Genomic DNA, 12433 nt, shown 5'->3' with positions numbered 1-12433 from the left:
CCGGATTGCTCCGCGCGCTACAACGACCCGCGCTCAGTTGCCAATCGGCGAGGCCTGCACCGTCTGTATGGCTGGCGGCTGCAGATTCTGCACCCGGTCCACGACCATCTTGTCGATCAGGCCGTCGAGCTTCACCGATGAACTCGAAAAGCGGTCCACGCCGAGTCCGCCCGTCTGATAGCGCGCTGTCACCAGGATGCGGCCGTCCTTGATCAGCGTGAGGTCGATCATCGACAGATACTGGATCGACTCATCGCTGAACGACCGTCGGCCGTAATCGACCGAGGCGTTGTACGCGAGCCGCGCTTCGCAGCTCGCGGGGGACGTTCCCGGGTTGTAGACGTCCGAGCGGATACCGCGCCGGTCGAGCGCCATCTGCAGTGCCGGCACGAAATCGTTGACCGACACGAGCTGATTCACTTCGATGCAGACGCTGCTGATTTGCGCGCGCCGTCCGTTGACGAAGGTCGGCGACGAGTAATTCGACGCGATTGCGTAGCCGGCCTGGATCACGGAACCCGGGGCGTCGGCAGCCGTGAGGAGTGTCCATGCACAACCGCCCAGTGGCAGCAGACAAAGCGCAGCCAGCACGCTACGCGTGCTTCGCGCGACAGAAGAGACGATCACGGTGCGCTCGCTGGCTGGTTGAACGATGCAAAGGTTGCAGGTGCGGCCGATGCAACTCAGCGCGCAATACGCAGACGCAATTCGTTCTGCCCTTGCACGCTCGCCGTCACGCTCACACGGCGGTCTGCCGTCTTCACGATGAAGTGCTGGCGCGTCGGCGTGTTGAGGTCGTGCACGACGTTCGGGAAGCACGCCGCGATATCCGCGCCGATCTCTTCCAGCGGATCGTTGACGAAGCCGTCCGCTTCCCAGTGCGCGCGGAAGGTGCAGTCGTAGGAATGCGAACTGGCGCGGCAATCTTCAACGGGATCGACACCCGGCAGCTTCGCAGCCGGCTCGTCGCGCAGCTTCTTGAAGTCGGCGGAAGAGACGATGTGCGACAGCGCAGGGCAGACATCGGCAGGCTCAGGCTGTTTCTCAGGCGTGATCTGCGCGGCGTTGGCAGCTGCCGCGAACAGCAGCACGGCGGTGGCCGTCAGCGCGGCGTTGCGGCCGGATTGCGCGAGGCGCAGAGACATACGGGAAAGCGAAGGGAGGCGGCGGTCGAATGACATGGCAGGTATTTCCAGTGACGTTGAACATGCATTGCGGGCTGCGCCAGGGGAGCGTTTGGCCCACGATGCAATCGTCGCTGGAATCGACTGCGCACAAAGCACGGAACAGCGCGTGCGCTTCGAAAGTGCTTTCTGTTTGTTCGAGAATCTTTCCGGATGTTGCGCACCCGGAAAACGCGTAAGGCGCGCGTGCCGGTCAGCCGAGTGTCAGACCGCCGTCGACGTGTATCACCTGACCCGTGATATGACGCGCGGAGTCCGACAAGAGGAAGGCGATGAGCGCGGCAATATCGTCCGGTTCGGCGACGTGGCCAAGCGGCGTCGCTTCTGCCGCGCGCGCCCATGCGGGCGCATTCTCGGCGCTTGGCCCGCGATCCTTGCGTGTATAGCCCGGCGCGACGCAGTTCACCGTCACGCCATGCGGCGCGAGTTCCGCTGCCGCGGTTTTTGCAAGCGATTCGAGCGCGGCTTTCGCAGCAGCCGTGCCCGCAAAGGGCGAGTCCGCGCGATAGCGATGCGCGACAAACGAACTCACCGCCACCACGCGTCCGCGTTTCGATGTTTCGAGCGCGGGCGCCGCGCGTTTGAGAAGTGATGCGAATGCGGCGGGCATCGCCGAGAACGACTCGGCGAGCGTGTCGATATCGAGCGTGCCGATGCTTTGACGTTGTGCGTGTCCTGCATTCGCCACGATCTGATCGAGTGCGCCGAATCGCGCCAGCGTTTGATGCACGGCATGTTCGGAGGCGCCGCGCTCGGCAAGATCGCCGAACACGGTGGCGCACGTTGCACCGCTTGCCGTGCAGGTCGAAGCGACGCTGTCGAGCCGTTCGCGCGAAGCGGCGTCCGCACCGCGCGCATGCAACATCAGCGCGACACGCGGCGCCGCGATGCGCCGGGCGAGCGCGGCGCCGATGCCGGAGCCAGCGCCCGTCACCAGTACGACGCGCCCGAACGGCGCTTCGCTCACGCTGCCTCGCGCTCGACCGCGCGCTCGATGAACAGCGTCTGGTCGTGGAACGTTTCGAGCGTCTTGCGATGCGCGACGCTGACAATCGCCGCGTTCGGCAGGCGCTCGATCAGCGCGTTGTAGATGATGCTTTCGTTGTCCGGGTCGAGCGCGCTGGTCGCTTCGTCGAGGAACAGGAAGTCCGGTTGCTGCAGCAATGCTCGCGCCGCCGCGAGACGTTGCTGTTCACCCGGCGACAACGAACGCTCCCAATGCGCCGATTCGCCGAGACGATCGGCAAGCTCCGGCAGACGGCACACCGCGAGCACTTCGCGGCACGCTTCATCCGAAAACGCGGAAGCATCCGACGGATAGCACAGCGCACCCTTCAGCGTGCCAATCGGCAGATAACTGCGCTGCGGGATGAACAGCAGCTTCGCGTCGGCGGGCTTTTCGATTGTGCCTTCGCCAAACGGCCACAGTCCCGCCAGCGTGCGCAGCAAGGTACTCTTGCCCGCGCCCGACGGTCCGCGTACGAGCCAGCGCGACTTCGGTGCGATGGTGAACGAGCCGACGTTGGCCATTGCTTCGCCGTCAGGGCGTTGCAGACGCAGGTCGGTGACGTTGATGGTGTTGGTATCCGTCACATGCACGTTGATGCCGCCATGCGCCGTGCCTTCGACAACCGATTCATGCAGATGCTGCGAACGCATCACGCGATGGAATTCCCGCAGACGGTTCACCGTAGCGCGCCACTCGGCGAGCGAATCGTAATTGTTGATGAACCAGGAGAATGAATCGCTGACCGTGCCGAACGCGCCCGTCACCTGCTGGTACATGCCGAACGAGATGCTCTTCGAAAAGTACTTCGGCGCCGCCGCGATGTACGGAAACACGATCGCCAGCTGCGAGTAGCTGATCACGACGATATTGAAGCGCCGCGTGAAGCGCATGATGAGGCGCCAGTTGTCGCGGATATGGCCGAACACGCCCTTGAGCTGCTGCTCTTCCGAGCGCTCGCCCTGATACAGCGCGATCTGGTCGGCGTTTTCACGGATGCGGATCAGCGAGAAACGGAAGTCGGCTTCCACGCGCTGCTGCTGGTAGTTGATCGACACCAGCGGATGGTTGACCTTGTGCGTGACCCACGAGCCCACGGCTGCATAGATCAGCGCGGCCCACACCATGTAGCCCGGAATCGAGAACTCGGTGCCGAACATGTGGAACGCGAACGCGCCCGACAGATTCCACAGGATCACGATGAACGAGAACAGCGTGACGGTAGTGGACAGCAAACCGAGCGACAGATTGAGCGTCGAGCTGGCCAGCCCTTGCAGGTCGGCGGAAACCCGCTGGTCGGGGTTGTCGGCGAGACTGTCGCGCTCGATCCGGTAATACGCGCGGTCGCCCAGCCATTCGTTCAGGTAACGGTTGGTGAGCCACTGCCGCCAGCGGAACTCGAGCATCTGCCGGAAATACGTCCGGTACGAGCCGAGCAGGATCAGCGCGAGCGCGATGACCGTGAACTGCAGCAGCGAGTACTTGAAGACGGGGTAGTTATATTGCTGGATCGCGTCGAAGAACGTGCGCTGCCAGGTGTTGAACCAGACGTTGGCCGCGACCATCGTCATGTTCATCGCGATAACCAGCGTGAGGAGACCCCATGCTTTCCATTTGTCCTCGGAAACCCAATAGGGCTTGATGAGGCGCCACGCGGTGATGTCCGCGGGATTGTTTGAGTTGTCGATCATAAGCGTCCTTTCATACGGTCGGCCCGGGCAGCCGTGCATTGCGTTGCCCCGTTGCACTGCTGCACGCCGTCGGGCGTCACCCAGGCTGCGATTGTTCCGGCAGCGACTTAATCTGAACTTAAGCGAACGCTTCGCTGCGCTCCCGCCCATCTGTGCCAACCCGACAAAGGCCTTGCAGTGGCGCGGCATTCTGTCCGCATTGACGCGTGCCATTGTGCCAGAGCAAAAGGGAAGCTCGCCAAATTCAGCCACCACCGATTGTGGTCCGCCCGGGTTTGCGGCGTGCGCGGCTTTTATGGTCTAATGGTCCAGACGAAACAGGGGTGCTTCCTGCGCGCGTAATCGTTGCAGCGAGGCTGAGAGAGTCCCTTCGCACCCGATCCGGGTAATACCGGCGCGGGAAGTTTTCGGGAAGTTTTTCCTGGAAGTTCTCCTTCCGCCGGGGCGGCGTTCCCGTTCTATTTTGAGCGCGCCATGCCCGGCCGGCCTCGCCCGCCGCGTTTTCGTCCTTGATTCGTCCTTGGGTACGCGCGCTTTTGCCGTACAGAAAGGATTCGATGACCGCTCATTCTTCAGTTAATTGCTGCCTGGCTGCGGGCTTCGCACGTCGCTGCGCCGTGGGCGCGCGGTTTGCGGCGCTTCAGCTATGCGTCGGAGCCACACGATGAGGACTTCTGCTCAACCGGATTTCGCCGTGATCGGCGGCGGGCTGTGCGGGCGTCTGGTCGCGAGGCAGCTTGCAGGCGAAGGACATCGCGTGGCCTTGTACGAGCGCGGCGATGCAGCCGGCTCGCAGGCGGCCGCGTGGGTGGCTGCCGCCATGCTCGCGCCGCTCGCCGAAGCCGCCAGCGCCGAACTGCTCATTACGCGGCTGGGCGCGGCGTCGCTGGAAACCTGGCCGACCTTGCTCGCGCAATTGCCGGAATCGGTGTTCTTCCAGCGTAACGGTTCGCTGATCGTGTGGCATCACAGCGATCGCGCCGAAGCGCCGCTGTTCGAACGCCGGCTGCGCGCGAACGCGCCTGCCGAACTGCTCGACGGCGGCCTGGTCGCGCTCGCGGGCGCACAGGTCGGCGCTTCGGAACCCGCGCTCGCTGGCCGCTTCACGCAGGGCTGGCTGCTGCCGCACGAGGGCCAGCTCGATAACCGCCAGGTGCTGGCCGCGCTGGCAGCGGGTCTCGCCGAGCGTGGCGTCGACACGCACTGGAACGTGACCATCGACGACAACGCGCTGCCGCCCGCAACATTCACGATCGATTGCCGTGGCCTGGGCGCCAAACCCGTCATGCCGACCTTGCGCGGCATTCGCGGCGAAGTGGCGCGCGTGCACGCGCCGGGCATCGGCCTGACGCGTCCGGTGCGTCTGCTGCATCCGCGCTATCCGCTGTATATCGCGCCGAAGCAGAACGATCTGTACGTGATCGGCGCGACGGAAGTGGAAGGCGAGGACATGTCGCCCGTCAGCGTGCGCTCGGCGCTCGAATTGCTGAGCGCGGCGTTTTCGGTGCATCCGGGTTTCGGCGAGGCGCGCATTCTCGAACTGAACTCGCAATGCCGGCCGACCTTGCCCGATCATCGCCCGGTGCTGCTGTGGGACGGCGCGCACACGCTGCGGGTGAACGGGCTGTACCGGCATGGCTATATGATCGCGCCCGAAGTCGCGGGCGAGGCGGTGCGGCTGGCGTCGGCGCTGCTCGATGGCCGTGTCGCCGATGCCGACGGTTTCGCCGACTGGCAGCGCAACGCGCGCTGGAGCGAACTGTTCCGGCTCGATGGCGCGCACGCGCAGTCTGCCGCCACACTCAACGTTTGACCACAAGACTATGGATATCCAGATCAACCAGAAGCCGCTGTCGCTGCCCGAAGGCGCGACCGTCGCCGACGCGCTCAGCGCGTTCGGCGCGCGGCCGCCGTTCGCGGTGGCGCTGAACGGCAATTTCGTCGCGCGTACGCAGCATGCGGCGCGCGCATTGCAAGCGGGCGACAAGCTCGATGTCGTGCATCCCGTCGCGGGCGGTTGAGGCGCAAGCCAGCGCCACTCAACGCGACGCAAGCCACTGACAAGGAACACACATGAACTCACACGCGAACGCTCCCGCCGACGCGCTCACGCTTTACGGCGAAACCTTCCAGAGCCGCGTGCTGCTGGGCACGTCGCGCTATCCGTCGCTGCAGTCGCTGTCGGATTCGATCGCGGCATCGAAGCCCGGCATGGTGACGGTCGCGCTGCGCCGGCAGATGAGCGAAGGCGGCGCCGAAGCCGGCTTCTTCGATCTGCTCAAGCGCCATGGCGTGCCGCTGCTGCCGAACACGGCCGGTTGCCAGACAGTCACCGAAGCGGTGACGACGGCGCAGATGGCGCGCGAAGTCTTCGAAACCGACTGGATCAAGCTCGAACTGATCGGCGACGACTACACGCTGCAGCCTGATCCCGTCGGTCTGATCGAAGCGGCGGCGCTACTGGTGAAGGACGGCTTCAAGGTGCTGCCGTACTGCACGGAAGATCTCGTGATCGGCCGGCGTCTGCTCGATGCGGGCTGCGAAGCGCTGATGCCGTGGGGCGCGCCGATCGGCACGGGCAAGGGCGTCGTGAATCCGTATGGCTTGCGCGTACTGCGCGAGCGTCTGCCCGACGTGCCGCTGATCGTCGATGCGGGTCTCGGTGTGCCGTCGCATGCATGTCAGGTGATGGAGTGGGGCTTCGACGGCGTGCTGCTGAATACAGCGGTGTCGCAGGCGACGCATCCGGAGACGATGGCGCGCGCCTTCGCGATGGGTGTCGAAGCGGGCCGCGAGGCTTATCTGGCCGGCCCGATGGCCGAACGTGAAACTGCCCACGCGAGCACGCCCGTCGTCGGCATGCCGTTCTGGCATCAGGATGGGAGCGCTGCGGCATGACGGATACCTTGAAACTCACTGGCCGCGATTTGTTCTGGCCGCCCGCCGACGAACTCACGGAAGCCGCAGAGCGCATTCGCGCAAGTCTGGGCGACTGGCCGCCTGTTCACGTCAACTGGCGCATTTGCCTGACGGCACCGGACGACGCCAACGGCGGCGATCTGATCGTGATCGCGGATGCTCAACAGCATGGCGAGCAGATCGCGCGCTGGCTGACGCAAGGCGCGGGCGTAATCGAAGCGGCGGCGGGGCGCGCGGTGCTGCATCTGGGCGGCGTGCGCTATCAGCTGGAAGGTCATCTGGCGGAAGACTGGATTCCCGCGCTGGCCGCTTTCCTCGATTGCGGTTTCGATCCGCACGACGCCCTGACGCTCGCGCTCGCATGGCGCGACGGCGACGAAACGAAATCCGACGATGCGTGGCCTTGCGACATGTCGCGCTTCCCGCGCGTCGCCGGTTTGCCCGACGCGCCGGCGCAGCCCTTCGCGGCGTGTCCGGACGCACTCGGTCTCTACGCCGTGTTGCCGACAGCCGAGTGGGTCGAGCGCGTGGCGGGCTTCGGCGTGAAAACGCTGCAACTGCGCCGCAAGACGGCCGAGCCGGAAGAACTGAAGCGGGAAATCGCACGCTCGGTCGCGGCGGGCCGCGAGCACGGCGCGCAGGTTTTTATCAACGATCACTGGCAGGCCGCCATCGATGCGGGCGCCTATGGCGTTCACCTCGGCCAGGAAGACGTGCATACGGCGGATCTGCATGCGTTGTCGAAAGCGGGCGTGCGTCTTGGGCTTTCCACGCACGGCTACTACGAAATGCTCACCGCATGGCACTTCCGTCCGAGCTACATTGCGCTCGGCGCCGTGTTCCCGACGACAACCAAGGTGATGCCGACCGCGCCGCAAGGTGTGACCAGGTTGGCGCGTTACGTGAAACTGCTGGAAGGCGTCGTGCCGCTGGTAGCGATCGGCGGGATCAGCGCCGATGTGCTGCCGCTCGTGCTCGCGACGGGCGTGAAGAGCGCAGCTGTCGTGCGTGCGATCACGGAGGCCGCCGATCCCGCTACTGCTGCATCGTCGCTAAAAAGCGCTTTTTTGCAAGAAAAAGTTTAGAAAAGTTAAATCGTTAGCGTCGTCAAGGCAGGGTTTGCACGAAGGCCCTATAATTCGGCCTTCCGTGTAAAAGGACTGTCAGTTACGTGCCTTCCTCTTCCGAGACCCTCCTTGAGCTGCGCGACGTCGATTTTGGCTACGGCGACCGGCTCGTCCTGTCGAACCTGAATCTGCGCTTCAAACGCGGCCAGGTGGTCGCGGTCATGGGCGGATCGGGGTGCGGCAAGACAACCGTGCTGCGGCTGATCGGCGGCCTCGTGCGTGCGCAACGCGGCCAGATTCTGTTCCACGGCCAGGACATCGGCGCGCAGTCGCGCGACGGTCTCTACGCACTGCGCCGCAAGATGGGCATGCTGTTCCAGTTCGGCGCGCTGTTCACCGATATGTCGGTGTTCGAAAACGTCGCCTTCGCGCTGCGTGAACACACCGATCTCCCCGAAGAACTGATCCGCGACCTCGTGTTGATGAAGCTCAACGCGGTCGGTCTGCGCGGTGCGCGCGATCTCGCGCCGTCGGAGATTTCGGGCGGCATGGCGCGCCGCGTCGCGCTGGCGCGTGCCATCGCGCTCGACCCTGAACTAATGATGTACGACGAGCCGTTCGCCGGCCTCGATCCTATTTCGCTCGGCATTACGGCCAATCTGATCCGCGCGCTCAATACCGCGCTCGGCGCGACCTCCATTCTCGTCACGCACGACGTGCCCGAATCGTTCGCCATTGCTGATTACGTCTACTTTCTCGCCAACGGCGGCGTGCTCGCCGAAGGCACGCCGGACGAACTGCGTGCGTCGACGGATCCGACCGTGCGCCAGTTCATCGATGGCACGCCCGACGGTCCCTTCAAATTTCACTATCCGAGCAAGGCGCCGCTGGCGGCGGACTTCGGTATCGGCGGAGACCGCGCATGATCAGCTTCATCGGCCGTTCCGTGATTGGCGGGCTCGGGCAGACGGGTTATGCGGCGCGCATGTTCCTGCGCCTCGTACTGGAATTTTTCCCGCTGCTGCGCCGTCCGCGTCTTGTCACGAAGCAGATCCACTTCGTCGGTAATTATTCGCTGGTGATCATCGCGGTGTCGGGGCTGTTCGTCGGCTTCGTGCTCGGCTTGCAGGGCTATTACACGCTCAATCGCTATGGTTCCGAACAGGCGTTGGGCTTGCTGGTCGCGCTGTCGCTGGTGCGTGAACTCGGGCCTGTGGTTACGGCGCTGCTGTTCGCCGGGCGCGCGGGCACGTCGCTCACGGCCGAAATCGGCCTGATGAAGGCGGGCGAGCAACTGACGGCGATGGAAATGATGGCCGTCGATCCTCTGAAAGTGGTCGTCGCGCCGCGCATGTGGGCAGGGATCATCGCGATGCCGGTTCTCGCGGCCATTTTCAGCGCGGTGGGCGTGCTCGGCGGCTATATCGTGGGCGTGCTGATGATCGGCGTCGACGCCGGCGCGTTCTGGTCGCAGATGCAAGGTGGCGTCGATGCGTATCGCGATGTCGGCAACGGTGTGATCAAGAGCATCGTGTTCGGCTTCGCGGTCACATTCATTGCGCTCTATCAAGGCTACGAAGCGAAGCCGACGCCGGAAGGCGTGTCGCGCGCGACGACGAAGACGGTGGTCTACGCGTCGCTGGCCGTGCTCGGTCTCGATTTCCTGCTGACCGCGCTGATGTTCAGCTAAACGGCGTCGGGCCACATTCGCGCGGCGGGCCGCGCAGGGCTCACGTCGCAGCGGCATAGATTCTCTTTGGGATGAAGATGAAAAAAACTGCTCTCGATTTCTGGGTAGGTCTGTTCGTGGTGCTCGGCTTTATCGCGCTGCTGTTCCTCGCGCTGAAGGCGGGCAACATGAGCTCGCTGTCGTTTCAGGCAACGTACCCGGTCAAGCTGAAGTTCGACAATATTGGCGGCCTCAAGGTGCGCGCGCCCGTGAAGAGCGCGGGCGTGACGGTGGGCCGTGTGGCGTCGATCGGCTTCGACAGCAATTCGTATCAGGCAGTCGTGACGCTCGATCTCGACAAGCAATATCAGTTTCCGAAAGACACGTCCGCGAAGATTCTGACGTCCGGTCTGTTGGGTGAGCAGTACATCGGTCTTGAGCCGGGTGGCGACAGCGAAATGCTGAAAGCCGGCGACACGATCACGATGACCCAATCGGCTATCGTCCTGGAAAATCTGATCGGGCAGTTTTTGTATAGCAAGGCAGCGGATTCGGGCGCTGCCAAACCTGGTGCATCGTCTGCGGCGCCCGCGCCCGCAGAACCGGCTCCTGCGGCACCTGCTGCAGCGGCGTCGGGCGCATCGGGCCAATAAGGAGAATAAAAAATGAAGACGACACGCTTACGTGTCGCGGGGATTACGCTCGCAGTGGCAGCGCTTGCCGGGTGTGCAACCGTCCAGAACCCCACAAAAGAAGACCCGCTCGAGGGCTTTAACCGCACGGTGTTTTCGTTTAACGACACCGTCGATAAATACGCGTTGAAGCCCGTCGCGAAGGGTTACGTGTTCGTCACGCCGCAACCGGTGCGTGACGGCGTCACGAACTTCTTCTCGAACATCGGCGACGTCTACATTGCAGCGAACAACCTGCTGCAGTTGAAGATCGCCGACGGCGTGTCGGACATCATGCGGATCGTGATCAACACGATCTTCGGTGTCGGCGGTCTGTTCGACGTCGCGACGCTCGCGAAGCTGCCGAAGCACGACAACGATCTCGGCCTGACGCTCGGTCACTATGGCGTGCCGCCGGGTCCGTATCTGGTGCTGCCGCTGTTCGGGCCGAGCACGGTGCGTGATGGCGTGGGTATCGTGGGCAACTACTTCATTAATCCGCTCACCTACGTGAAGCCGGATAGCGTGAGCTGGGCGCTGTATGGCGTGAATCTGGTCAACACGCGCGCAAACCTGCTGAACGCCACCGACGTGCTCGAAGGCGCGGCGCTCGACAAGTACTCGTTCGTGCGCAACGCCTATCTGCAGCGTCGCCGCTATCTGCTGACGGGCGGCAATGCGTCGTCGTCGAGCTTGCCGGATTACGGCAACGAGGCGCCGCTGCCGAAGTACGACGATGTCGACGGCGGTGCGGCGGCACCTGCGCCGGCTACGACACCGGCAGCGCCGGGTTCGGCTTCGGCACCTGAAGCGGCTTCGGGCGCCACGTCGAACGGTACGGCGGGTGCTGCGCAACCCGCATCCGGCACGGAAGCGCCGCCGACCGTTCCGGCCGGCCAGATCGTGCCGCCCGCGATCTTCGGCTATCCGTCGCTGAAACTGCGTTAAGGCCTGACAATTGCGAGCGTCGTACCTTTCAACCGTAACACTCGGATACGACTCTCGCAGTTTGAGCGTGGATTGCGGCTGAACTCGCGTGATATCGTCGCCTCCAAGCTAAGCTTCTTTTTTTTGCAGGACTGGAAATGAAAAAATTCTTCTTCTTTATCCCGTTTATTGCAGCCTTCTTTGCGTTCGGTAACGTGGCGTCCGCGCAATCCGTCGACACCAGCAATCCTGACGTGATGGTGAAGACCGTCACGCAACAGGTCATCGACGCCGTGCGCGCCGACAAGACCATCCAGACGGGCAACATCGGCGCCGTCACGAAGCTCGTCAACGAGAAGATCCTGCCGTACACGGACTTCCGCCGCACCACGCAACTGGCAATGGGCCGCAACTGGCGCACCGCCACGCCGGAACAGCAGAACGCCGTGGTCGAGCAGTTCAAGATGCTGCTGATCCGCACGTACTCGGGCGCGCTGGCGCAGGTGAAAGACCAGCAGATCGAATACAAGCCGTTCCGCGCCAGCCCGGACGATACCGACGTCGTGGTCCGTTCGGTCGTGATGAACAACGGCTCGCCTGTCGAACTCGACTACCGTCTTTACAAGACGCCGCAAGGCTGGCGCGTGTATGACCTGAACGTGCTCGGCGCATGGCTGATCCAGGCGTACCAGCAGCAGTTCAACGAGCAGATCCAGAAGAGCGGCGTCGATGGCCTGATCCAGTTCCTGACGGCACGCAACCAGCAACTCTCGGGCGGCAAACAGTCGTGAACAACATTGCAAGCGCGCCGGTGAGCCCGTCGGCCAACACGTTCGACTCGGGCAGCACGCTGACCCACGCGAGCGCGAAGGCCGCGCTCGCGGCGGGCCTCGCACGCATCGGCAGCGGCGCGACCGCGGTCGATTGCGCGGCGCTCACGCAATTCGATTCCTCCGCGCTTGCCGTGCTGCTCGCATGGCAACGCGCCGCGACTGCGCGCGGTACGCCGCTCGCCATCGTCAACCTGCCTGCGGGGCTGTCCAGTCTCGCGCAAGCGTACGGCGTCGATTCGCTTCTCCCCGTACGACATTGACGCTCTTGCGTCAGTGAGCCGCGCACCGCGTTTCTTCATTTGCGCTGGCTCACGTTCTCTCAAGGCAAGTCGGCCGTTTAGACTTTTGCCCTATAATCAAACGTTTTTTGGCGCCTGGCCGTTTCACACCGCATCGCGGAAACGGTCGTAGCGGTTGCAGTCGTCGCGCAAGCGGTCTTTTGCACCCGGCCCCAATTCCGTCCCCA

The 12433-nt window shown here is 63.8% G+C and carries 14 protein-coding genes and 1 riboswitch; of the genes, 10 read left to right on the top strand and 4 right to left on the bottom strand.

Features of this window, described 5'->3' with window-relative positions; genetic code table 11:
- Window positions 1–33 precede the first annotated feature (33 nt).
- From DK391_RS12435 to DK391_RS12420, 4 genes are all read right to left on the bottom strand, one after another.
- Window positions 34–624 carry a hypothetical protein gene (locus DK391_RS12435; protein ID WP_239482802.1) on the bottom strand — a complete coding sequence of 197 codons (591 nt, stop codon included), beginning with the start codon at window positions 622–624 and terminating at the stop codon, window positions 34–36.
- 59 nt (window positions 625–683) lie between these two features.
- Window positions 684–1181 (bottom strand): hypothetical protein, encoded by a 498-nt coding sequence (locus tag DK391_RS12430; protein ID WP_109478305.1) that lies wholly within the window; start codon window positions 1179–1181, stop codon window positions 684–686.
- 196 nt (window positions 1182–1377) lie between these two features.
- Window positions 1378–2151 carry an SDR family oxidoreductase gene (locus tag DK391_RS12425; RefSeq protein WP_109478304.1) on the bottom strand — a complete coding sequence of 258 codons (774 nt, stop codon included), beginning with the start codon at window positions 2149–2151 and terminating at the stop codon, window positions 1378–1380.
- Window positions 2148–3881, bottom strand: coding sequence for an ABC transporter ATP-binding protein/permease (locus DK391_RS12420; RefSeq protein ID WP_109478303.1), 1734 nt, complete (start codon window positions 3879–3881; stop codon window positions 2148–2150). The genes DK391_RS12425 and DK391_RS12420 overlap by 4 nt, the downstream gene beginning before the upstream one ends.
- A gap of 309 nt (window positions 3882–4190) precedes the next feature.
- A riboswitch (TPP riboswitch) is annotated at window positions 4191–4301 on the top strand.
- A gap of 244 nt (window positions 4302–4545) precedes the next feature.
- On the opposite strand from DK391_RS12420, the gene DK391_RS12415 reads away from it, so the two are divergent.
- The 10 genes from DK391_RS12415 to DK391_RS12370 all read left to right on the top strand — a co-directional run bounded on the left by DK391_RS12415 (window position 4546) and on the right by DK391_RS12370 (window position 12227).
- Window positions 4546–5694, top strand: a complete 1149-nt coding sequence (locus DK391_RS12415; RefSeq protein WP_109478302.1) for an FAD-dependent oxidoreductase — start codon at window positions 4546–4548, stop codon at window positions 5692–5694.
- A gap of 10 nt (window positions 5695–5704) precedes the next feature.
- Window positions 5705–5902 (top strand): sulfur carrier protein ThiS, encoded by a 198-nt coding sequence (thiS, locus tag DK391_RS12410; RefSeq protein ID WP_109478301.1) that lies wholly within the window; start codon window positions 5705–5707, stop codon window positions 5900–5902.
- A gap of 52 nt (window positions 5903–5954) precedes the next feature.
- Window positions 5955–6779, top strand: a complete 825-nt coding sequence (locus tag DK391_RS12405) for a thiazole synthase (protein WP_109478300.1) — start codon at window positions 5955–5957, stop codon at window positions 6777–6779.
- On the top strand, window positions 6776–7885 hold the full coding sequence (thiE, locus tag DK391_RS12400) for a thiamine phosphate synthase (RefSeq protein WP_109478299.1): 1110 nt from the start codon (window positions 6776–6778) through the stop codon (window positions 7883–7885). Before DK391_RS12405 ends, thiE begins: the two co-directional genes overlap by 4 nt.
- An 86-nt stretch (window positions 7886–7971) precedes the next feature.
- Window positions 7972–8793, top strand: coding sequence for an ABC transporter ATP-binding protein (locus DK391_RS12395; protein WP_109478298.1), 822 nt, complete (start codon window positions 7972–7974; stop codon window positions 8791–8793).
- Window positions 8790–9557, top strand: a complete 768-nt coding sequence (gene mlaE, locus DK391_RS12390; protein ID WP_109478297.1) for a lipid asymmetry maintenance ABC transporter permease subunit MlaE — start codon at window positions 8790–8792, stop codon at window positions 9555–9557. The genes DK391_RS12395 and mlaE overlap by 4 nt, the downstream gene beginning before the upstream one ends.
- Window positions 9558–9634: 77 nt before the next feature.
- Window positions 9635–10189 carry an outer membrane lipid asymmetry maintenance protein MlaD gene (gene mlaD / locus DK391_RS12385; RefSeq protein ID WP_109478360.1) on the top strand — a complete coding sequence of 185 codons (555 nt, stop codon included), beginning with the start codon at window positions 9635–9637 and terminating at the stop codon, window positions 10187–10189.
- A gap of 12 nt (window positions 10190–10201) precedes the next feature.
- Window positions 10202–11155, top strand: coding sequence for a VacJ family lipoprotein (locus DK391_RS12380; RefSeq protein ID WP_109478296.1), 954 nt, complete (start codon window positions 10202–10204; stop codon window positions 11153–11155).
- Window positions 11156–11292: 137 nt separating this feature from the next.
- Window positions 11293–11925 (top strand): ABC transporter substrate-binding protein, encoded by a 633-nt coding sequence (locus DK391_RS12375; protein WP_109478295.1) that lies wholly within the window; start codon window positions 11293–11295, stop codon window positions 11923–11925.
- Entirely contained in the window at window positions 11922–12227 is a 306-nt protein-coding gene (locus DK391_RS12370) for an STAS domain-containing protein (protein ID WP_109478294.1), read from the top strand. The genes DK391_RS12375 and DK391_RS12370 overlap by 4 nt, the downstream gene beginning before the upstream one ends.
- Window positions 12228–12433 lie beyond the last annotated feature (206 nt).

It is taken from the genome of Paraburkholderia sp. C35 (assembly GCF_003121405.1).
Lineage (GTDB): Bacteria > Pseudomonadota > Gammaproteobacteria > Burkholderiales > Burkholderiaceae > Paraburkholderia.
This window is presented reverse-complemented; position numbering and strand designations above follow the sequence as displayed.